Below are 22456 nucleotides of genomic sequence, written 5' to 3' on the forward strand. Positions count from 1 at the left end.
CCGCTCACTCGTTTAAATACGTTTCCACTTTGCTCTGGATCGATTTGGCGACTTCATCGACCGATTTCCGGCTGCTCAAGAAAGACGCGGACTCGGTTTCAATGAGGTTGAATATTTTGTCGTCCGTCTCCTGCATGGTACGGATTCCCGTCATATAGCTCTCGATTTCGTCCATTCGTTCCGGCGTAAGGGGGGGCACTGCGATCGGTTTTCCGTCGGGCCCTTTAAGATCGTCCGGCGGTTCTTTAAACAGCTCCAGAGCATGGCGGAATGTGGCTTTGCGGACCGGCATGCCTCTCATGCCGCCTTTTCCTTCGAAACCCTGGATTTCTTCGGAAAGCACGAATTTCACGAATTCCCACGCCATCTGCTTGTGTTTCGATTTCTCGTTGATCGCCAGCGTCAGGTTCGAGCGGTACGAATATCCCCCGTTCGGCGTGACGGAGGGTGCCCGAAAAATAGCTCCTTTGCCGCCCGCCATCATGAGCGGATCAAAGATGAGTTCATCCAGGTACCGGAATCCGACGTATTCGAACAGGCTCATTCCCTTGTCTTTGCCGCGCGTCACCAGCTCTTCGAACGATTCGGACACGATCCCTTCGTCGAGCAGCGTTTTGGCCTGCGTAAGTAAGTTCTTGAACCCCGGCGAATCAAAGGCGGCTTTTTTCTTTTCCGGATCGACGAATTGCTCCAGTCCGGGAGTAAGCATCGTGCTCAGCAGAAACTCCTTCGGAGTCCCCCCCAAGGCGGTACCGCCTTGCGGTATGCGCGGCTTCGCGATTTCGGCGAAATCCTGCCAGGTCCAGGCGTTGTCGTCGATGTGCGCATCGCCGAGCAAGGACGTGTCGCCAAGCCACAGGTTGGTGAATTGCACGGACGTCGGGATTGCGTACACCCCCCCCTTGTATTTCATCGTATCGAAGATGTTCGTGTAGTATTGGCTGGAATCAAACGAGGAATCGTCCGCCATGAGCTTGGAGATGTCGGCGAGCAAATGTTTGTCCGCGTACTTCTTGTACGGCAAAATGTTAACTACCAGCAGATCCGGCGCGTGCCCGCTCGCGAGCTCCGTCGTGATCGTGGACACGAACTTTTCCGTGTCCCGCTGGGCTTGCTTCATCGCGCCTGCGGCGCCTTTATCGAGTTTGGTCGCGATGTATTCCTTGAAATTCACGGTGACGCCCGGATGGGAAGCTTCGAATTTCTGCTTCAGCGTATCGAAGAACCCTTCGTTTCTCTCGACGGCGATCGTCAGCGTGATGCCGGATTCCGGGCTTGTGCCGCCCCCTTCCCCGGCCGTTGCCCCCGAACCGTTTTTCCCGCCGCCTCCGAAACAGGATGAGAGCATTGCCGCGGTCATCACCAAGGCTATGGAGCATGCGATTATTTTTTTCACTGGACTTTTCCTTTCTTTTTAGGATAAATTCAATTCAAATCCTATCCAATTGCCAGTTTAATCCTGTGGTGTGACAATCCTGTGTCATCCATGGTCATCCATTGGACGAGGAGTGACGGAGTTGGAACGTTTGAAAACGGTAATGATCGTCGAAGATGAAACGAAAATGCGCAAGCTTCTCGTCGATTTTTTCACGCACGAAGGTGGCTACCGGCTGCTGGAAGCGTCTAATGGACGAGTAGCGCTCGACCTGTTTGCCAAGAACGAAGTCGATTTGATTCTTCTGGACATCATGATGCCGTTTGTCGACGGCTTGACCGTCTGCCGTTCGGTTCGCGCGCGTTCGAACGCGATGATCGTCTTGTTGACGGCGAAATCGGAAGAAGAAGACAAACTCGTCGGATACGAACTGGGCGCGGACGATTATATAACCAAGCCATTCAGCCTCAAGGTGCTGTCGGCCAAGATGAAGGTGCTGTTCAAGAGGCAAGGAATTGGGGCGGCAAAGGATGAATCATCGGATGGTTGGGTCCGCACGGGCGGGCTGGAGCTCAATGAACTGTCCCGCGAAGTGCGGGCGGATGGCGGCCGGCTCGAACTTTCCCCGAAGGAGTTCGAACTGCTTCTGTATCTGTATAAACACCGGAATATCGCGCTCGCGAGGGAAAAAATGTTGGAGCAAATCTGGGGCTTCGATTACGAGGGGGATATCCGGACCGTGGATACGCATATCAAGAGGCTCAGGCACAAATTGGGGAAACAAGCCGGACAAATCGCCACCGTGATCGGTCACGGATACAAATTCCAGGTGAAGCCATGAGAGGAAGAAGCATTTCCACCAAGCTGTTCCTCATGACTTCCGCGTTTATGATCGGCCTAATCACGCTGATGATGTTTTTGCAGCTGCAATCTTTCGAGTCCTATTACAAATCGCAAAAGATCTCCATGCTCAAAAGCAAGGTCGACGGCCTCAAGATGGCCAACGGTTTCGATAATATGAAAAACGGTTCATTTTCCGTGCCGGAAAACAAAGATCTTCTCAACCGGCTCCTGAAGGAGATGTCTTTTCAGTTAGATCAAAACATAATGACCGCGATCGTCCAAACTGACGGAGAAGTCTTCCAGTCTTTCGCGCCGAACGAAAAATTGCATGTCTTGGCGGAAGATGTTTTGAAGTCGTTCTTGAAGGAAAATAAATGGAAGTCCGGCGGTTTGCCGAGTTTCGAAAAGACGATCGTCTATGAGCCGTCGACGATACGCATTAACGACAGCGGCATTATCTCGGTCATCAGTCCGCTTTCCTCCATGCCGGGTTCGCAAGATATTCTGATTGCCGTCACCTCCCTGCAGCCCGTCGGGGAAGCGGCAGGCGTCATCCGGGACTTATACCCGTATTTTCTGGCCTTGGCCGTCGTCGTCATCCTGCTGTTGACCTTCCTGTATTCGCGGATGATTTCGAAGCCGCTTGTCCGATTGAACGCCGTGGCCGCGCGTATGGCCGAACTGGATTTCAGCGCACGGAGTACGGTCAAATCGCGGGATGAAATCGGAAATCTCGGCAGGACGCTCAACTTCCTGGCGCAAAATTTGGATGAAACGCTGCATCAGCTTCATGCGGCTAATCGCAAGCTGACAGCGGATATCGAGAAAGAGCGGCAGATCGAACAGATGCGGAAAGAATTCGTAGTCGGGGTATCTCATGAGCTCAAGACGCCGATTAGCCTGATCAGCGGGTACGCGGAGGGCTTGAAGGAAAACATCGTGAGCGGGGAAAGACGGGGAGAATACGCGGATGTCATCATGGAGGAAGCCGGCAGGATGTCGGCGATCGTCTCCGACCTGCTCGATCTGTCCCAGCTCGAATCGGCGAAATACAAGCTCGATATCGTGCCTTTTCCGCTCGGCGAAACGCTGAAGTCAGTCGCAGGAAAGATGTCGATCGAGATGGAGAAGCGGGGGGTTCGCTGCGAATTGCAGCTGCCGGACGAGGACGCGGCCGTCGCGGGGGACCGCTTGAGGATCGAACAGGTGGCTGCCAATTTGCTCGGCAATGCCGTCAAACATACGCCCCCGGGCGGTAATATCCGCGTGTCGCTCACGCTGGCACCTAGTCAATCCGAAGTGCGGGTCGACATCTTCAACGAAGGGGATCAGATTCCGGAAGACGAGCTCGAATCGATCTGGGACGCCTTCTACAAGGTTGAGAAATCCCGTATCCGGGAAGCCGGCGGAACCGGCATCGGGCTGACCATCGTCAGCGGCATCCTGCTGCTTCACCGCAGCCGGTTCGGCGTCTCCAACCGCCCGAACGGCGTAAATTTTTATTTTACGCTTCCGTTGGCTGCGGCATAAAACGAAAAGCTTCGTGACGGCAGATGCCGTTGCGAAGCTTGTTTTCATCAGTGAATTAATCGATGAAACACTTCTCGAAAATTGGGGCCTCACTCACTTTAACTGTCCGTCAACGCCTACCGCTGAACCGTTTGATCGCTTCCTCGGTCACCGGCTCGAAGAGGTTAACGAGGTTGCCGTCGGGATCGCGGAAAAGCACAGAACGGTTCCCCCACGGCATCGTGGTCGGTTCCATTACCCAATCATCGACAAATAGCTTCAAGCGCGCGTATTCGGCTTCGACATCGTCGACGCGGAACTCGATGATGACAGTGCGATTGTTGGCCGCCACTACGGAACCGGCGCCGAATAGTTGCGCCGTCTGGGAGTGGGCGATTGCCAGAGTGCATGATGGCACAACGAGTTCGGCAAAAACGGGCGCGGGGCGCTCCGCAGAAGCACCCATGACTTTCTCATAGAACTCGACGAGACGATCCACGTCGTCGGTAATGATGCGCACAGAAGCGAAATTCACAAGATATCATCCTTCCTATAATAAATGATACAATACCGTATTATCGCAAAATAGCTGTAAAAAATAGATTGGCTAGGTCCCCCAACCGATGCAAGACGTACTTCGCATTTATTCTCACCACTCCTTTACGTTTACATACCCGATTATAAAACAACGCTACTGACAACGTTATGTCAGTAGCGTTTTAACATTTTTTGGGCTTCCTCACGAATCCAATTTCGGAATGATTCAGGTTCCAATACGATCACGCCCGCTCCCCAGCCAAGTACCCATTGCAGCAATTCATCCAGTTGACGAACGCGTAAGACCACATGCAATCCATCTTGATGCTCTTCCATATCCTCCATGTAATGATAGTTCGATTCCTTCACCTTATCTGCGATGTCATGGTTAAATCGAAGGCGAACTCGCAAGTGGCGATCATCCGAAGGGGTATACTCCTTTAAGTTAAAATGCGCCGGTAGTTCGAATCGTTCTTCCAGATCGACAAGTTCGGTCATTCGGGACAAACGGAAATGGCGAATGTCTTGGCGTAGATCGCAACGGGCCACGAGCATCCAAGATCCTTCAACGAGTACCAGGCCATAGGGAGCGACGGTACGATCACGATGGTGATTCCCCTTGGAATCCCCAATTCCTTTCGAATAATGAAATCTGATCTTTCGTTCAGCTAATATCGCTCGACGGATCTTTTCGAAATATTCCCTTTCTTTTGACAGCGCGACCCGTTTACCGGGAGTGAGCAAGCGCAGCGCCTTGCGCACACGAGTGGTCTCATTGCGAACGCTCTCCGATAGAATGGCCTCGATTTTCCTCCGAGCGGCTTGGGCCCTGACACGATACTCATCATCAAATCGTTGCTCGATAAAGTCCGTTCCTATAAGCAAGGTCACGGCTTCTTCTACCGTGAAACTGATCGGCGGCAGGAAATAGCCTTTCATCAAAGAATATCCTGTGCCTGGGGCACCTATAATCGGCACGCCCGCTTCACTAAGTGCCTGAATATCACGATAGATGGTCCGCACGCTGGTATCGAATAGGTCCGCCAAATCTTCGCCCCGTACCACTTCTCTGCTTTGCAGCTCCAGAACGATGGCTAATAAACGGTCTGTTTTGTTCATTGGCTGCCCCCTTGAAACTTAATGCTGTTCACCAAGCTAGACAAGCGGCTCGGTTAGTACCTTGTCAGCCCTTCGGTGTTGTCTTTGGGCACCACAAGGTCATAAAGAGCCGCGTCCGTGTTGCTTACATTATACAGCAAAGAATAAATCGGCTTTTAGTACGAGAGACAGCGACATTGATTTTGCATGGATCGTTAACACTGACTTCTGCGATTCAGCACAGCCTTCCCGACTGTGGTTACGAAGTCGCTTCGCGTACCCGCAGGCCTCCCCGGATAAGAACGTCATCTTTCCGACCGTACCTGCCCAAGTTTACGGCAGCAGCCTTTGGCAGCTTTAGATTTCGTCATGTCGTGGCGACTCGTTCGGCTGCAACCACCTCAAATTGGATTCGTGGGACGCCCATGCCGGGCGAACACGCAAAAAAAAGCCATGGCGCACATCCTATGCGCCACAGCTTATCTAGGAATAAGCTCTCACTGCCCCCTACTAACGCTTCAAATCACGATAAAAACGGGAGTCGCAGTCGCAGCTCCCGTTTCAATTCAATTATCGTTCTCCGTGAAAATTCCACAGCTGCTGTCTTGTTAAGCTATCGCACCAGTTAGAAACCAAAGCCATTCTGCCCATGGGTTATCGGCCGAATTCGCCTTGACGTCGACGCGCGGCTCTCCGAACCAGCGCTCGACCAGAAGGGATCGACGAGCTTCGTGCCCGACGATCCCTTCGATTACGCATTCGAAACTATATCACCACGGGAGTGGACCGTCCTCGTTCGAGAACGTGCCCGTCGGACCGTTCTCGTCGAGGAGAGCGAGGCGCACGGGCTCACGTGCGTCCTGTTGGACGGTGCGCGTGCCCGCGAAGCCATTGCACGCAACTTATGGTTGATCCAACCACGTTTTAGACTCGGAATCGTATATGATATAATTAATTAATCTTGATCCGAAAGGTCGTGATCCTGTGAGCGTAAATCGTGAAGAGTTAAAACGCATCATTGACCAGATACCCGAACAAGACGCTGTTGAAGTTGCTGACTTTATTGGATATTTAAATTCGAAAAGAGAACGCGAAGCACAGAATAATCTTGAACAAGCTAGTGTAACCAGTATGGAGTTCTGGAACAACCCTGTGGACGACGAGGTCTGGAACAATGTATAAACAAGGTGATATCGTGTTAATCCACTTTCCATTCAGCGATTTGTCCGCTACAAAGCAACGTCCCGTTCTCATCTTGTCCAACACGACTTATAACAAGTCCCAGTCGGATCTTGTCGTGGCCGCGATTACTTCCAATTTAACCAGTAAAACTTACACGATACAAATAACTGCCGATGACCTTGATGAAGGTCAACTGCGTGTTACATCTGCTGTTCGAGCGGATAAAATATATACGTTTTCAAATCAAATTGTCCTTAAAAAGTTCGGTCACTTAAAACCTTCGATTTTCACAAATGTCAAACTGCAATTAACGCATTTACTTAACGATTGAATAACAAGCAACAGCCCTCCACCGCTGAATAGAGCGGTAGAGGGCTGTTGCTGTGTATAGTGACAACGAAGGCTTAGGCATCCCCGTCAGTTAAAAACTCGATGCAATGACACTACTGCTTCCACATGTGTTGAGTATTCAGTGAGAACACCTAACGAAGTGCTCTCGCCAATTAATTAAAGCTTGATTTGATCCTTGAGTGCATCAGGTTTATAAATTCATGTTTGGTGCGCGGTCACAAATTTTGTTTTGTTAGTTCCCCGATTTTCTCCGGTTGTCTTCCTTACAGAGCATTTGACAATTTTCAGCGGTTGTTTTACCGCCATCATGCCTCGGGGTAATATGATCGGCTTCGATTTCATAAAGCTCAAAATGATTTCCGCACTAAGCGCAAGGAAGCCAATAAGGGCTTGAGAGAATTAGCGATATTCTATTTATCCCCAGCGCTCCCACGGATGGTATTTACACAGCCATAAATAAAATAGTGCTAGGTGCATTTTCCAGCCAGCATATTTACTTTGTAAACACCTTTTTCGTTCCATAAATTTTCCTCCACGTTTGTTTCGCAGATGAAGTCAATTAGTATACCGCTATTGAATCTTTTGATCAAAAATTGGAGAAAAGTAATACAGAAGGAGGAACTCAATCTGTTCCTATAAAAAAACGATATTGGAGGTAGTTTTCCATGCCAAAAAATTTGCAAGATACATCAACTTTGTACAATGGTGTGAAAATGCCCTGGTTTGGTTTGGGTGTTTTTAAAGTAGAAGATGGCCCCGAACTTGAGAATGCGGTCAAAATTGCCATCAAGCATGGATATCGCAGCATTGACACGGCTGCCATATATGGAAATGAAGAAGGAGTCGGGCGAGGCATCCGCGCGGGGCTCAAAGAGACTGGGATTTCTAGAGGCGAGCTTTTTGTAACATCAAAAGTATGGAATGCCGATTTAGGGTACGAAGCTTCTTTGGCGGCATATGAAACGAGCTTGAGAAAACTGGATTTGGATTATCTGGATCTATACCTTATTCACTGGCCGGTGAAAGGCAAGTATAAAGAAGCGTGGAGAGCCCTGGAGACACTTTATAAGGAAGGCCGCGTAAAAGCGATCGGGGTCAGCAATTTCCAAATTCATCATATTGAAGATTTGATGAAGGACGCAGAAATAAAGCCCATGGTCAACCAGGTTGAATACCATCCTCGTCTCGCGCAAAAGGAAGTGCATGATTATTGTAAACAACAAGGAATTCAATTGGAAGCTTGGTCTCCGTTAATGCAAGGACAGTTACTGGATCATCCGGTCATTAAAGAAATTGCAGATCGATACCAAAAATCGATTGCCCAAATCATTCTCCGCTGGGACTTGCAAAACGGTGTCGTGACGATTCCAAAATCGACAAAAGAACATCGAATCGTAGAAAACGCATCCATATTTGATTTTGAACTGAACAAAGATGATATGGAACATCTCAATAGTCTGAATCAAAATCTTCGGGTCGGTCCGGATCCAGATAACTTTGATTTTTAAGATAAATTAACTTAGGTTATTTATCCAAATTAAAATTTTTGGAGGAATGCTCGTGCAACTTCATTTACAAGGAAAAACAGCACTTGTTACGGGGTCTACGGCAGGAATCGGAAAAGCGATCGCCGCATCACTAGCGGTGGAAGGCGCCAACGTACTTATTAATGGACGCCGTGAAGAAAATGTGATTAACACGATCCAGGAAATTCGAGACCGGCATGCCGGCGCTAAACTCGAATCCGTAGTCGCGGATCTAGGAACAGAGCAAGGATGTCAACAGGTGATTGAGAAATACGCTGACGTTGACATTTTGATTAACAACATTGGCATATTCGAGGCTGCCGAATATTTCGATATTCCGGATGAAGTTTGGTTTAGATTCTTCGAGGTCAACATCATGAGCGGTGTTAGGCTCTCCCGCCACTACCTGAGCCGAATGATTCAGAAAAAAGAAGGTCGAGTCATATTTATTGCTAGCGAGGCAGCCATCATGCCTTCGCAAGAAATGGCCCATTATAGTGCAACCAAAACAATGCAGCTCTCGATTTCCCGGAGCTTAGCCGAGCTGGCCAAAGGAACGAATGTAACGGTCAATACCGTTATGCCTGGTTCCACTTTAACTGAAGGAGTGGAGGCTTGGCTAAATACTCTCTATCCTAATGAAAAAATGACAGTAGAAGAAGCTGAGAAGCGATTTATGAGAGAGAATCGGCCAACTTCCATCATTCAAAGGCTTATTCGGCCAGAAGAAATAGCCTATCTTGTTACCTTCCTAAGCAGCCCTCTTTCCTCGGCCATTAACGGTTCCGCTTTGCGGATTGACGGAGGATTAGTACGCAGCGTGTTTTAAGACTTTTCGATTAGAATAATGAAGCGATTTCAATGATAGCTTGTAGTAACAAGGAAGTAAATCATACACTACGTCCGCGCGGACTGAACCCCGGGGTACGCCCCCTGGGCATTCCGCCAAACAATAAAGAACCACTTCGTCAAGAAGTGGTTCTTTATTGGACCCTAGCGGGATCGAACCGCTGACCTCTTGCATGCCATGCAAGCGCTCTCCCAGCTGAGCTAACTCCCACGAACAATACATCTCCAAATATGGAGCCAACGTCATCATTTGCTCTTGCTGAACAGCGGGATGTGCTGCTATAAGATCTCAAATTCCTTTCTTTCGATCCGTTTGGCCTCCACAAACACAGAAGCCCGAATACTGAATACATTCGGGCTTCAATATGCAGGTAAATGCGGCCTGAAATCTCTACTTCCTTACGAGCGACACGCAGCACTCCACATGTGTCGTCGAGGGAATAGGAACACAATTCGCCCCCTTCATTTTTCAACGGCTTTTATACGGATTAGGTTTCTCTGGATCACAAAGACATCTGAGGTTCGAATCTGTTGCGCGGGTAGATGTTACCGGTGAAATGGTACATCGGGTTGCTTCAAGAAGGGCAATTAGGTTCCGTTGGCTGCGTTCTGCCGGGATTCCGGAAACCATTCGATGCCGTTTGCTAAGCGGCGACGGTTTACCGGAATCCGCTTTCTTCCCGATAAGAGGCTGGGGAATCGGAGACGATCCCGAGCATCATCTGTTTGGCAGCTGAAGTGCTGGTCCACTGATTGTTCGGTCACGAAGACAAAGTGTCCTTCTTCTGCCTTGTCGCGACAGCCTCTGAGCAGCATCACCCGCCCGGTTTGAGCACCCGCGCGACTTCCTCCGCAAATCGCCCCCGATTTTCTTCGGCGATACTGTGAAAACATCCGCGATCATTGACCATATCCACGTACCGGTTTTCCAACGGCAATTTCAAGGCATCGCCCTGACGCCAATCCACCTGAACCTCCGCCCTGTTTGCCCGTTCCCTTGCGATGTTCAAGGCAGCGGCACTCAGATCGACGCCGATTACGCGATATCCCCGCTTGGCAAGAAAAATGGCTTCGCTGCCTGCGCCGCAGCCTACATCCAAAACGGCAATGTTAGGGGGAAGGTCCATGGAAGCCACGAACGCGACCAATTCTTGAGACAGGTACGGGAGATCCCAGTAGTCTCGAAAGTTTCCGCTGGTATACACTTCTTCCCAATCTCTCATCGTCTTTGGCAGCTTTAGATTTCGTCATGTCGTGGCGACTCGTTCGGCTGCAACCACCTCAAATTGGATTCGTGGGACGCCCATGCCGGGCGAACACGCAAAAAAGCCATGGCGCACATCCTATGCGCCACAACTTATCTAGGAATAAGCTCTCACTGCCCCCTACTAACCGCTCACTCAGCGACACCTTCCCAATTCTCTCCCGCAATGAGCGCAAGCAAAACTTGGGCGTAGCAGCGGATCAGAAAATCGTTGGGATGGTTTACGTTGTTGCCCGTCAGGTCGGTATAAGATTTGCGCAGCAGCAGTTCCCGATGCACGGTCGTCATGTCGGCTACGGCGACCGAGCCGCCGCTTGCTTCGCGGAGCTTCAGCAATTCGTCGACATATTCGTCCTGATTGCCGCTGAACGCCGTCTCCGGATTCGCCAGCATCGGCGCGACCAGAATATACTCGGCCTCGCCATTGGCCTGCCGGATCCTTTCCATGATCGCCGCGATATTGGCGGCGTACTCCTCCTTCGGCACCCGACAAGTTCCGTCATTCATGCCGAAGGCGATTACGGCCAAGTCCGGGGCCGCTCCTTCCAGCACATCGTCTACGATCTTCAGTCCGCCTTCGCTTGTAATGCCGCCCACCGAGCCATTGCGATACTCGATCTCCGTGCCGTACGTCTCGCCGAGCAGGCGGACGACGATTTCGCCCCATGTCGGCAGATAAGGCGGAGCGCCGGTCATGCCGCTCGCGTTGGCGCCCTCCGCGATGCTGTCGCCGAAGACGAGCAGTTGCAGGGGATCGCCTGCCGCCAGCTTACGCGCGGTTCGCGGCGGGCAGTCGCGGGCGACGAAGACGGCAGGGCCGCTCCGTTCCTTGCGGCACGTATAGCTAACCGCAATCTGCTTGTCGTGGAAAAAGTGCCCTTCCGAGAAGAGGCTATATCCGCCTCCCTTCCTTTCCTGCACCCAGCCTTCGCGAGGCTCAGCCGGAAACAGCTCGTCCAGGCTTGTAATCGGGATGCGGGAATCGGTCGGAAACAGCAGCCGCTCTTCGCGCAGCACCCAATCCCGACCTTCTTCGTATACGACGTCCAGCCTCGCATTCCGCACCTCGATAATGTTGTCCGGCTCGTAGAGAAGCCGGCCTGCTCCCGCTTCCCCGGTCTTCGCGGACAGCGGAAGCACCGACTCGGCATAGACGCGGTCTCCCTTCCAGAACGGTTCCGCAAGTTCCCTGAGCGTATAACCTCCAACCAGTTGTCCGTTCATTCCGCGTTCCTCCGCTGCAGCCGCTCTGTGTCGGCATCCGTGGTTTTCGTTGCGAAGCGAATCTCGATAAGACGCGCCTGATAAGGCTTGGGCATTCGAACGGTCAGCTGTCCCGTGTTCGGGCTGTAATGGCAATCGACCGCATAACCTTCGCGAGGATACAGCTGCACGATCTCCGCCTGAAGATCGCCTATTCCGCCCCGGCCGTTCGAGCCGGCCAGCGGAATCGTCCGATATTCGTCGCCGTCCCCGAGTCTCCAAACGGACAGCAGCAGCCGCGAACGGTCGCGCGACGCCAGCCCGACGGCAGCCCAATTCAGCCCGTCGTTGATCCTCGTAAAACCGAGCGGCCAGAAGGGATAGGCTTGCGAGATAAACGAGCGCTCCCGCTTGTACAGTTCGACTGCCTCCGCGATCAACGCGCGGTTCGTCTCGTCGGCAAGATGAATGTGGCCGGACAGATATAGATTGCCGCACATGCCGTTCACCATATTAAAGATCGTCTGCTCCCCATCGGCCATCGCCGCCAGTCGGCCCGTTTCCTTGATGCCCTCCGGATTCGGCAGGTCCGTAAAGAGCATCGGGTACGGATAAGCCCAAATGCCGAGCTGCTCCGGCAGAACCGCCGCCAGACTGCCTCCGATGATAGAAGGATATTTGCGGTAATCCTCCTGGTCGCTGGAGCTTTGCAGATGAAAATGAGCCAGCGCCTCGTAGTCCGCCCTCATGCCGCCGGAGCCGCAATTTTCCATCATCACCTGCGGGTGGCGCGCCCTCGCCTCGTCGATGAAGCGGTAGAAATCCGCCATCGCCTGTCGCAGGCCCTCCGCGGCCGCCTTGCCTCCGGTGTCGTCGCCCGGCCCGATGCACAGATTGTAATCGTTCTTGAAGTAACGGACGCCCATTCCCACGAGGCGGTCGATTACGCCATGCATGTAAGCTCGCACGTCCGGATGACCGAAATGAAGAAAAGATCGCGGCCCCCCGCCTACGCGGATGCCGTAACGGCGGATGAACCAGTCGTCCGGCTTCGCGGCCAGCGCCGCGTCGTCTCCGCACGCTTCCATCTCCAGCCACAGGCCGGGCTTCATGCCTTTGCCGGCGATATATGCGAGGAAAGACTCCAGTCCTTCATCGCCGAATCGGTTGCGGCTCGGCTGCCAATCGCCGAGTCCGCTGCCCCATGACGAGCCGATCTCGCCGAACCATCCGGCGTCGATGCAGAAATATTCGCAGCCCCCAGCCGCGGCCGCATCGACGAGCGGCGTCAGCTTGTCTTTCGACGGATCGCCCCACAACGCGTTCATATAGTCGTTGTAGACGACGGGCGCCGCAGGCAAGTCCCCGTACAGTCCCTTCGTCAAGTGGCGGCGGTAAGCCGTCAGCTCCCGAATCGCGTCGGCGAAATCGCCGTCGCAGCAACCGAACGCCGCCGGAATCGTCTCGTAGCTTTCTCCCGGCAGCAGCTGCTTGCTCCAGCCGCCGAACCGTTCGTCGGCTCCGTCCGCATGAAGGAACAAGCCGCCGCTGTCGTCGCTCCAAGAGCCGCGGTGACCGATCTCGAGATGCCAGTTCGCGGACGTCTCCAGCTGACAATACCATGCTTTGCCCGTCTCCAAGTCTTCCAGCACGATCATCGGCAGCAGCTTGCCCGTGCTCCAGCTGCCGACGGATGAGAAGTGGACGGCCGACGTGCTCGGGTGGACCGATGTCGGGTACAAGCCCAGCTCCTCCAGATCTCCGAAGCGCCATTGGCCTTCCCCATTCCAAGTCTGACGGCAGTAATGAACGCGGATTTTGCGTTTGTCGTACCAGGGCAGAAGCCCGTCCGTAGCGACGCCCTGCACGCACATCGACGACAGATGGGTCAGCACGACCGGCGAATTCCCTTCATTGGTCGCGACCGTCGTCTGGCGGATCGCGGCCGCCCCCGGAACGAACCGCATCTCGACCTGTACCTTCAGCTGCAGCTGTTCGTGCCGGTACAGAAGCTGCAGCCCTTCGGCGTCGGCGGAATGGGACACCAGCCTCATTTCCGATGGAAGGCCGGTCAGTCCGCTGATCAACGCCGGATTATGTCCGTACGGATGGCCTGCGACGGCCAGCTCGAAATTCGGAAAAGGGACGCCGGGTACCCGCTCCCGCAGCTCCTTGGAAGAGTTGAACGTTACCTGCATCCATCCTTTTTCCGTATTCGCAAAGCCGATATGCATGCCTTCATGCTCGATCGTCATCCTTTTAGCGTTGTCCGTCATTCGTTCCCTCTCTCCTGTAAACCAGCTCAAGCTGGCCGATCGTCAGCGGCTTCAGCACATAGCGGTCGGTCCGGCGCGAACGGTCGAAAAAGTGGCTTGGCGTTAAAAAATGCACCGATTCGTCGTCCTCCAGATGATGCGGCCCGATCAAATTGCGCAGCGTGGAAGTCACGACCAAAGCGAACTTCGTCCCTTTGCCCCATTGCTCCGTAATCTCCCACTCCCACGGCGCCCATGCCCGCGCGCCGCAAAGCTTGCCGTCCGCACAGAGCCTTGCCGATCCGACCGACGGGCGCGGCAGCCGGAGCAGCCACCGGCCCGGAAGACGCGCTTCCGCCCGCAGCTGTTCGAAGGCGTCCAGCTCGAACTCCAATTCCATGCCGCCCGCATAGAAAGGGTATCCCTGCGCCGAAAGATCGCCTGCCGGATCCCCGATTCCGTCCGCCGCTTGACGAATGACCGGATCCTGTCCGTTCTCCAGCAGGACGGCGAAATCGCCCGTGACGTACAAATTTTCCATAGGGCCGACGGTCCGATCGCTCAATTCCGCCTCGACTTCGTTCGCGCCTGAACGGACAAGCTCGACGGGCACGTCGTAACAGAGCCAGTCGGGATCGATCCAGCTCTCCCCGGAAGCGGCGAGCGCCATGCCGTTCCAGCGGATGCTCGCCTCCAGCGCCCGCTCGGCAACGACCCGCAGACGCATGGGCTCGCCGTCTACGCGTACGGCCGCGCGATAGCGGCTGCCCGCGGAAGAAGCGGCTCTCTCCAGCACCCAGTCCGCCAGCGGCCGCACTTCCGACCATACCCCAGCGTCGTTCCGGCGCGCGAAGCGATCCAAGACAAGCGCGTTGGGATGGAGCGGCGCCGGGGACTTCCGCAGCGCGACGGCGAAAGCCTCCTCGCGCACTGCCGCGGCATCGCCTTTCGGCTCGGAAGCCGCCGCATCGGCCGGCTCCGCCCGGATGAGCAGCGAATCGCGCGGCCCGAACGTCCAGTCCAGTTCCGTTCCGCCGTTCACGTAACGGCAGGCCAGCGGGCGTACGCTCCCGGTCTCCGCATCCCATACGGACAGCCGCATCGCGTCTCCTAGCTTCATTTTAACTCGGATGCTTTTCGTATCGGACATGCTCGCCAAAAAAAACTGCCGGCAGTCCCCTTCCTCCCGCTCATGCAGCCAAATGAACCTTGCGTCTTTCCCTTCCAGGACGAGGACGGGGGAAATCCGCTCCCGCAGCAGCTCCGCCGAATACGGCAGCAGCGTAAGATGGCGGACTTCGGCGGGAACCGCCGCCAAGCCCGATCCGTCCGCCGCATCGCCGGCATAGAAAACCGGGAAGCCGAACGCCGCGAACTGCTCCAGCAGCCGTACCGTAGAGGACCGCAATCGGGTGCATGCCGGCAAGATCGCCGCAGAATAGACCGCTTCTTTGATCCGCAGTCCCTCCGCGTCGGCCGCGCCGAATTTGGCGAGCAGGTGCTCGTTCCCGTAGTCGAAGCCGAGTTGGGCGTCGAGCAGCGAGAGCGACAGCGTCTCCAGCGCTTCGTTCATCGCGTCCGTCTGGGACCGGTCCAGCGGAGAATACCGCTCGAATGCCGACTCCATCGGATGAAGGACGAGAATCGGAGCCGCTCTTCGCCCTCGCGTCAGCATATAGCTCATGCGCGTCTGATAATCGGTCAATTGCCGGTAATCGTCCCACCACGGCTGCTGCGGGCCGATCGTCGGCGGATAATCTCGCTTCCCCTCCCCCTCCAGCGAATACGGGAGCAGATGCGGGCTGAACAGATTGATGCCGTGAATGAAATGCCAATCCGTCATCTCTTTCTGCCGAGCCGGCTCGAAGCCTTGGCCGGCGCAAGCGAACAGCTCGGACAGCGCCCGCTCCCGGCCTAGCTGGCTGGCCACGCTCGACACCTGCTTCGCCGACAGCACCCGCGTATACGGCACGGCGTTGTCGGGCGTGCGGCCGACATGGCTATGACGGCCCAGATGATCCAAGCCGGGAATATGCATGTATTCATACTGCCGCATGATGTCGCCGACCCATTCCATCTGATAGGCGAGCCTGTCCTCGGCCATCAGATGTCCCGTGTACAGCAGACCGCGGCTGTCGCACCAGTCGTACACCTTCTTGCTGAACCGCTCGGCGAACAATTCTACGATCAGCGACCAGTAGTCGTAGCGGATGCGAGGATACTCGCCTTCAGGCAGGAACAGCTCGTGCAGACGGGGGAGCAGGGAATAGCCGTATCTGTCCGCGAAAATCCGTTCCAGCCCGGTCGTCCAAGGCAGCGCCGGAACGGCGGGATCGAGCCACAGCAGCGCGCATGCTTCGTCGCTGAAGACGCCGGGAACGACCGCGCCGAATTGCGCTCCGATCTCCCGCTCGTAACGTTCATGGGTGCTGGCGATAAAAGCTTCCGTCACCCGCTCGTCGAGCAGATCGACGTAAGACGCGGAATCGAAGCGGAGATCCCCCATCGGCTGCACCCATTCGTACAGATAACGCGGCGGCCCCTCCGAGGGTTCGTATGCCTCCAGCAGCCGCCGGCAATCGTCGTCCTCGCGCTTTTCCTCCAGCATGACGAGCGCCTTAGCCCGGTATTCCCGGCCCAGCGACGGAACGGCGCCGCCCGCGAATCCGCTCGGCCAGCCCTTCTCGTCATAGATCCAGGCCTTCATGCCGAGCCGCTCCGCTTCCTCCACGCATGCCCGGACGCAGGCGAACCACTCGTCCTCCAAGTAGGCGGTCTTCAGCCCGCTGCGGGCATGCATGAAAAATCCCCCGAAGCCGGCCTCGTGCATCCGTCGGATCTGGGAAACGAGACGATCCGGCGTCAGTCGGCCGTTCCACGACCAGAACGGGACGGGACGGTATTCGGCCGAAGGCACCCGAAATTCGGCTTCATTCGCGTAACGTTGCCGACTCATCGCACGACAATCCCTTCCGCCTCGGGCGCCCTGATGATCTCCACTCCGCGCGGCGCGTCGATCGAAGCCGCCAGCGTGCCGTCCTCGCGGCGCTCCCATTCGACGCGAATCGGTCCGTGCGGCGTGGCGACCTGTCCGCGGCAACGGTTCATGCCCGGCACCGCGTTCGGCCTGAAATAGACTTTAGCCGAGCCGGGCGCCGCGGGCTCGACGCCGAGCAGATGCCGGCTCATCCACTGCACCGGCGTGCTCGACCAGCTGTGGCACAGGCTGATCCGATACGAATCGTAAGCCGTGTATGTCGTCAGCGAGCGGTGGTAATCTTCCGCGGGAGCCAGCGTCACGCCTTCCCAGAAAGTCGTTGCTCCCTCTTCCAGCATTCTGCCCCATACCCGCTCGATCGCCTTCCAGCCTAGCTCCGGCCGGCCGAGAGCGACGAGCCGTTCGGCCAGCCAATACGCGGACAGCGGGGTCACGGGATCGCTTGCTTCATAGCCGATAAGCGCGGCTCTTGCCTGCTCTTCGCTTACATAGCCGCTTTCTGCCCCCAGCAGCAGCGCGATAATCGAAGGGCTATCCAGAAAAGCGGAAGCCGGAATCGACGGCAAGGGGACCGGGCTTTCCGGCAAATCGAGACCCGGTATCGCTGCGTTCAACCGGCGCACGCTGTCCAGCGCCATAGCGAGGACGGCATGCAGCGTATGCCAAGCGTCCTCCTCCGACATCGGCACCCACTCGATAAACGCTTGATGCCGTTTCGCGAAAAACCCGGTCGCCGGGTCGATGCTCGCCATCGTCCAGCGGAGATGACGGTTCAGATCGTCCTTGATCTCCCGTACGAACTCGCTGTCGCCGGTATGCCAGTAATAGTCCCAAATGTTGACGAACCACCAGCAGGTGTACGCCGGGAACGAATTCATCCAGTATCCGTCCGGCGTCTTCCCCAGCTCGCGGATCGTTCGCTTCAAGACGTCCATGTCGTTCCACAGCACGTAATCGGCTTTGGCCGCCATGAAGAAATCATAGGTCCAGTTCAGCCGGTCGCGCTTGACCCCGTCCCACAATCCCGTCTGATGACAGATCAGGTTCGTGTGAGCCGCCACCTCGTAGATCCGATTGGCCGCCGGACAATCCGAATCGAACTGCCCGATCCGCTCCAGCAGAACGCCAACCTCCTCGAAGACGACGCGCAGGCGGAACGGCTTTCCGGAAGGCCCGAGCGGGAAGAGCTGCACGTACCGCATGCCTTGGGGCAAAATGGTAAACGAGCCGCCCGCTTCGACCGTGAACGCCTCGGTGATGCAGCCGTCGTAGCGTTCCAGCTCGGCCGACGACTCGGCTCCGTTCCAAACAATCGTTGCCGGTTCTTCGCCGTCGTTGTCGATGCGGAACCGCATATTGTATTCCGCCGCCATCGCCGCGACGACACGAGGGCCTCCCTCGATCCCCGATCTCCGCTGGAAAGCGCGCAGCTCGGCCCATTCCTGCTGCTTGCGAAGATGGTAGAAAATATGGCGCTCGCCGCGGCCAAGCTCCGGCAATTCCAACGACTCCGGCTGCGACGCATAGCTGCCCGACAGCGACAGCAGGCCGTCCGGACCGATGTCCGCCTCCGCCCCGAATCGCTCCGCGATCTCGTAGCCCGTCAGTCTTCGGGTGCCGATATCTCCGTAGCCGCCGCGGACGAACCAATCCGGGCCGTTCTCCAGGTCTCCGTACGGCTCTTCGCCGAGCAGGCAAATCACGCGCGCAGGCGACTCGCCCGACCGCCAGCTATCGTCGGTCGGCAGCCACAGGCCGTCTCCCTCGAGAAATCCGATGCATCCGACCCGCCGCTCCAGCAGATGGACGTTCACCTCGACGATCGGCATCGGCTCGGAGCAGACGATCCTCAGCTCCAGTCGGTGGCTGCCCGCGGCAAGCCGGTCCGGGAACCCGACGAAACGCGTAAACGACGCGAGATGGCGCGGATGCTCCTGCAGCTCGCCGATAACCGCGCCGTTCAGCGCAACGGTGACGCGGCCCGTCACCGCAAGATACAGCCGCGCCTCCACCCCGTCCTTCTCCGTCTCGAAACTTCTGCTCAGCACGATTTCCCGCGCCGTTTCGCCTCCCCGGTCCCAGATCCACTTCGGAACCGCCCGCTCGTCTTGATGCCGTCGAGCCGCAATATCAGCCATTTCTTTTCATCCCTTCTGTCACCCTTTAATTCCCGTCGAAACGGCCGTTCCGGATATCAGCTTCTTCTGCGCGAAGAAAAAGACGAGCACGACAGGGATGACCGCAAGGCTGCAAGCCGCCATCAGCTGCGCGGTCGTGATCGAGTTGATCGTCGCGCCGCCCGCTTCTCCCGGCGACAGCGCGTACAGGCCGAGCGCCAGCGTGAAGCTTTTCTCCTTGCTCAAATAAAGAAGCGGTCCCATAAAATCGTTCCAGGTGTTCATGAACGATCCGATCGCGACCACCGTCAGCGCCGGCTTGCACAGAGGCATCGCGATGCGCCAGAAAATATCCCACAAATTCGCTCCGTCGATTTTGGCGGCCTCGTCCAAATCGTTCGGCAAACCGGCAAAAAACTGCCGCAGCAAAAAAATATTGAACGCCCCGCCGCCGAAAAAGGTCGGCACGATCAGCGGCATCAGCGTATTGGTCCAATGGAGTTTGCTAAACAGCACATACACCGGAATCATCGTCACGGCGCTCGGCAGCATCATGGTCGCCAGCACGACGCCGAAGATCAACCCTCGCAGCGGGAACTTGAGCCGCGCGAAGCCGTAGGCGCACAGAGCCGACGACACGGTGGCGCCGACGACGCTGCACGCCACGACGATGACGGTGTTGCGGATATAACTCAAAAAGGGCCGGATCGTCCATATATCGTCGTAAGCCGACGCCTCCCATTTGGTCGGGAAGACGATCGGCGGAACCTTGTACAGATCGTCCAGACCCATGAAACTTCTGGCGACCATCCATACGAGCGGAAAAAGAAAAACGACCGCGCCGACCAGCAACAGCGGATACGCCAGCCAAGCGGATTTGCCTGAATCATGCATTTATTTGGCTCCCCCTTCGTAATGGACCCAGGAACGGCTCGTTCTGAAGATGAACGCCGTCAGCAGCAGCACGATGACGAACAGCACCCATGCCAGCGCGGAAGCGTAGCCCATGTTCAGCGTACGGAACGCCTCCTTGTAGATCATGACCATCAAGAAATTGCTGGCATTGAGCGGACCGCCCGCCGTCGTCGCCATCACCTGGCCGAATACTTGGAAGGAACCGATGAAGCCCATAATCAGATTAAAGAAGATCACCGGCGTAATCATCGGAATCGTGATGCTCCAAAATCTTCTCATTCGGGAAGCCCCGTCGACGATCGCCGCTTCGTAGAGATGGACCGGAATGCCCTGGAACCCGGCCAGCCAGATGATCATCGAGCCGCCGGCCTGCCACAAACCCATTATGATAATCGAAGGCAGGACCGACTCCGGCTGCGAAAACCAGGTGTAGGGCGGCAGGCCGACCGCCTCGAGCAGCCGATTGGCGAAGCCGTAGGTCGGACTATAGAGCTGCTTCCACAGCATGCCTGACGCAACGACGGGAACGACGACCGGCAAATAAAAAATCGTCCGAAACAGCCCGATGCCCCGCAGGCTGCGGTTCAGCAGCAGCGCCATCAGGAAGCCGACGAGCAGCGAAGCGGGCACCGAGACGCCGGTGAATATCGCCGTTATTTTCAAGGAATGCCAGAACTCCGCGTCGCCGGTCAGCTTGGCGTAATTGTCTCCTCCGACCCACTGCGGCTTCTTGATGATATTGAACTTGGTAAAGCTGTAATATAGAGACTGCGCTACCGGCCAGGCGGTGAACAGCAGAATGCCGAGCGTTACCGGCGACGTGAACAGATAACCGGCTATCGCTTCCCGAACCGCTTTTCTTGATTTCATCCCGCAACTCCCTCTCTACGCCCGAGCGGAAGGGGACCGCCGGTCCCCTTCCGCCGCGGATTCTTCGGGCGCCGCCTCGGTTATTTCCAGGCTTTGTTGATTCGGTCTTCCCATTCCTGCAGCGCCTTTTCGAGCGGCAGTTTGTTCAGCAAATATTTGTTCATCGCTTCTTCGTAACCGGTATTCGACTCGTTGATCAGCGAAACCGGCAGCTTCGAGCTCAGAATCGGCAGGATATCGGCTTCCGGCGCGATCGTATAAGCTTCCACGTTCTTGCCTTCCACCGGACTGTTGCGCCACGTGTCGTCGTTCACCATCGATTTGAGCACGGGAACCGCGTTGCCGGCCGAATTGAACGCCTTCTGTCCTTCCGCCGTCAGGAACATCGATACGAACGCTCCGGCTTCCTCTTTATGCTTCGTCGTAGCGCTTACGGAGTAACCGCTCGTCCCGCCGCCGACCGCATGGACGGATGGCAGCTTCGGGAACGGAAGCACGTCCCATTCGAAGCCTTTCGCTTTGGCGACGTCGTTCACTTGGGAGGCGACGGCCTTGACCGCAAAGTAGAACGCTACTTTGCCGGCCATGAACATATCCTCGGGATATTGACCGTTCGGGTCTAGCGCATAGCCGTTCTTGGACAAGTCCCACAGATCCTTCAGCCCCTGGCCGACGAGCGGATCGGAAGCGACCGTCAGCTTGTGGTTGGCTTCGTCGATCAGCTTGCCGCCGCGGCCGAGCGCGAACGGCGTCCACACCGCCCACCAGTGAATGTTCGAGTTGACCGCCCATTGGATCGTGTTCCCGGAAGCGTCCTTCTTGGTCAGCTTTTGGGCGTAATCCATGAACGTGTTCCAGTCCCAGTCGTTGGACGGCATACTCAGACCGGCTTCCTTCAGCAGCGACGTATTGACCAGCGTCACGACATGCGCGTAATCGCGGGGAACCATATACGTCTTGCCGTCCACCTGGCCGAGGCCGAGCATGCTGGAGTATACGTCTCCGGTATCGATGCCGTTCGCCGCGATAGCATCGTCAAGCGGGGCAAGAATTCCCAGATCCTGAAACTCTCTTACCGACGTATCCGGCAACCAGAACACGTCCGGAAGCTCGTTAGCCGCAGATTGGGCCAATACCTTCGCGTGCGGATCGCCGACCATCTTCTCTACGTTCACGGTCACGTACGGATATTTCTCCTTGAACGCTTTGACGACGGCGTCGACGTTCTCGGCTTCGCCCGGCCATTCCGGCACGCCTACGCGGATTTCCACGGGGTCATGCTGCTTCGTCTCCTCCGTCCCTTGAGCCGCGCTAGGACTTGGGCTTGAATCCGCTTTATTGTCGTTATTTCCTTTGTTGCCGCCGCACGCGGCCAGCATGATCGTCGTACAGATGATGAGCGCGGCCAGAGCCGATTTTTTAATCTTCGCTTTCATGTAGTCGCCCTCCCTCAAATTTGTAAAGCGCTTACGAAACAGGTCCGACTTGTTTGGCCTTCTTTGTCTATCCTCCCCTTCGTCTTCTCGCGAACGAAATAAAACAAACAATAAAACGTTTTACTTTT

17 protein-coding genes, 1 tRNA gene and 1 pseudogene are annotated in these 22456 nt (G+C 55.8%); 6 read left to right on the forward strand and 13 right to left on the reverse strand.

From position 1 onward, the window contains the following. Nucleotides 1-4: 4 nt before the first annotated feature. Complete coding sequence (locus H7C19_RS04700) at nt 5-1360, reverse strand: extracellular solute-binding protein (protein WP_221469033.1); 1356 nt, start codon at nt 1358-1360, stop codon at nt 5-7. Nucleotides 1361-1538: 178 nt separating this feature from the next. On the opposite strand from H7C19_RS04700, the gene H7C19_RS04705 reads away from it, so the two are divergent. Both H7C19_RS04705 and H7C19_RS04710 read left to right on the forward strand, forming a co-directional pair. Then, nucleotides 1539-2216, forward strand: coding sequence for a response regulator transcription factor (locus H7C19_RS04705; RefSeq protein WP_185141603.1), 678 nt, complete (start codon nt 1539-1541; stop codon nt 2214-2216). Further along, entirely contained in the window at nt 2213-3748 is a 1536-nt protein-coding gene (locus H7C19_RS04710) for a sensor histidine kinase (protein ID WP_185141433.1), read from the forward strand. The genes H7C19_RS04705 and H7C19_RS04710 overlap by 4 nt, the downstream gene beginning before the upstream one ends. A gap of 109 nt (nt 3749-3857) precedes the next feature. Here the strand turns inward: H7C19_RS04710 and H7C19_RS04715 are convergent, their stop codons facing one another. Together H7C19_RS04715 and H7C19_RS04720 are read right to left on the reverse strand one after the other, a co-directional pair. Next, nucleotides 3858-4262, reverse strand: coding sequence for a VOC family protein (locus tag H7C19_RS04715; RefSeq protein ID WP_185141434.1), 405 nt, complete (start codon nt 4260-4262; stop codon nt 3858-3860). Nucleotides 4263-4435: 173 nt separating this feature from the next. Continuing rightward, nucleotides 4436-5383, reverse strand: coding sequence for a helix-turn-helix transcriptional regulator (locus H7C19_RS04720; protein ID WP_185141435.1), 948 nt, complete (start codon nt 5381-5383; stop codon nt 4436-4438). Between the two features lie 963 nt (nt 5384-6346). On the opposite strand from H7C19_RS04720, the gene H7C19_RS04725 reads away from it, so the two are divergent. Together H7C19_RS04725 and H7C19_RS04730 are read left to right on the forward strand one after the other, a co-directional pair. Beyond that, on the forward strand, nt 6347-6544 hold the full coding sequence (locus H7C19_RS04725; RefSeq protein WP_185141436.1) for a DUF2281 domain-containing protein: 198 nt from the start codon (nt 6347-6349) through the stop codon (nt 6542-6544). Then, nucleotides 6537-6875, forward strand: coding sequence for a type II toxin-antitoxin system PemK/MazF family toxin (locus tag H7C19_RS04730; protein WP_185141437.1), 339 nt, complete (start codon nt 6537-6539; stop codon nt 6873-6875). The genes H7C19_RS04725 and H7C19_RS04730 overlap by 8 nt, the downstream gene beginning before the upstream one ends. 252 nt (nt 6876-7127) lie before the next feature. On the opposite strand, the pseudogene H7C19_RS35635 reads toward H7C19_RS04730, so the two are convergent. Further along, nucleotides 7128-7247, reverse strand: a pseudogene (locus H7C19_RS35635) (HNH endonuclease); the annotation flags it as partial. 313 nt (nt 7248-7560) lie between these two features. Between H7C19_RS35635 and pgoN the strand changes: the two are divergent. After that, nucleotides 7561-8403 carry a glyoxal/methylglyoxal reductase gene (gene pgoN, locus H7C19_RS04740; protein WP_185141438.1) on the forward strand — a complete coding sequence of 281 codons (843 nt, stop codon included), beginning with the start codon at nt 7561-7563 and terminating at the stop codon, nt 8401-8403. A gap of 52 nt (nt 8404-8455) precedes the next feature. Then, nucleotides 8456-9250 carry an SDR family NAD(P)-dependent oxidoreductase gene (locus H7C19_RS04745; RefSeq protein ID WP_185141439.1) on the forward strand — a complete coding sequence of 265 codons (795 nt, stop codon included), beginning with the start codon at nt 8456-8458 and terminating at the stop codon, nt 9248-9250. Nucleotides 9251-9408: 158 nt separating this feature from the next. Here H7C19_RS04745 and H7C19_RS04750 read toward each other — a convergent pair. The 9 genes from H7C19_RS04750 to H7C19_RS04790 all read right to left on the reverse strand — a co-directional run bounded on the left by H7C19_RS04750 (nt 9409) and on the right by H7C19_RS04790 (nt 22328). Next, nucleotides 9409-9479 (reverse strand) — tRNA-Ala (locus H7C19_RS04750). Between the two features lie 606 nt (nt 9480-10085). Then, nucleotides 10086-10493: a class I SAM-dependent methyltransferase gene (locus H7C19_RS04755; protein ID WP_185141440.1), complete on the reverse strand. Its 408-nt coding sequence runs from the start codon at nt 10491-10493 to the stop codon at nt 10086-10088. Nucleotides 10494-10666: 173 nt separating this feature from the next. Next, a complete protein-coding gene (locus H7C19_RS04760) occupies nt 10667-11758 on the reverse strand; it encodes an SGNH/GDSL hydrolase family protein (protein ID WP_185141441.1) in 1092 nt (363 codons plus the stop codon). After that, nucleotides 11755-14013: a glycoside hydrolase family 36 protein gene (locus H7C19_RS04765; protein WP_185141442.1), complete on the reverse strand. Its 2259-nt coding sequence runs from the start codon at nt 14011-14013 to the stop codon at nt 11755-11757. Before H7C19_RS04765 ends, H7C19_RS04760 begins: the two co-directional genes overlap by 4 nt. Then, nucleotides 13997-16948 carry a glycosyl hydrolase gene (locus H7C19_RS04770; RefSeq protein WP_185141443.1) on the reverse strand — a complete coding sequence of 984 codons (2952 nt, stop codon included), beginning with the start codon at nt 16946-16948 and terminating at the stop codon, nt 13997-13999. Before H7C19_RS04770 ends, H7C19_RS04765 begins: the two co-directional genes overlap by 17 nt. Then, nucleotides 16945-19128: an alpha-L-rhamnosidase C-terminal domain-containing protein gene (locus H7C19_RS04775; RefSeq protein ID WP_185141444.1), complete on the reverse strand. Its 2184-nt coding sequence runs from the start codon at nt 19126-19128 to the stop codon at nt 16945-16947. The genes H7C19_RS04770 and H7C19_RS04775 overlap by 4 nt, the downstream gene beginning before the upstream one ends. Nucleotides 19129-19146: 18 nt before the next feature. After that, complete coding sequence (locus H7C19_RS04780) at nt 19147-20001, reverse strand: carbohydrate ABC transporter permease (RefSeq protein WP_185141445.1); 855 nt, start codon at nt 19999-20001, stop codon at nt 19147-19149. Further along, nucleotides 20002-20892 carry a carbohydrate ABC transporter permease gene (locus H7C19_RS04785; protein ID WP_185141446.1) on the reverse strand — a complete coding sequence of 297 codons (891 nt, stop codon included), beginning with the start codon at nt 20890-20892 and terminating at the stop codon, nt 20002-20004. 80 nt (nt 20893-20972) lie between these two features. Then, nucleotides 20973-22328: an ABC transporter substrate-binding protein gene (locus tag H7C19_RS04790; protein WP_185141447.1), complete on the reverse strand. Its 1356-nt coding sequence runs from the start codon at nt 22326-22328 to the stop codon at nt 20973-20975. Nucleotides 22329-22456 lie beyond the last annotated feature (128 nt).

This window comes from Cohnella nanjingensis, from assembly GCF_014212125.1.
In the GTDB taxonomy this organism is placed as follows: domain Bacteria; phylum Bacillota; class Bacilli; order Paenibacillales; family Paenibacillaceae; genus Cohnella; species Cohnella nanjingensis.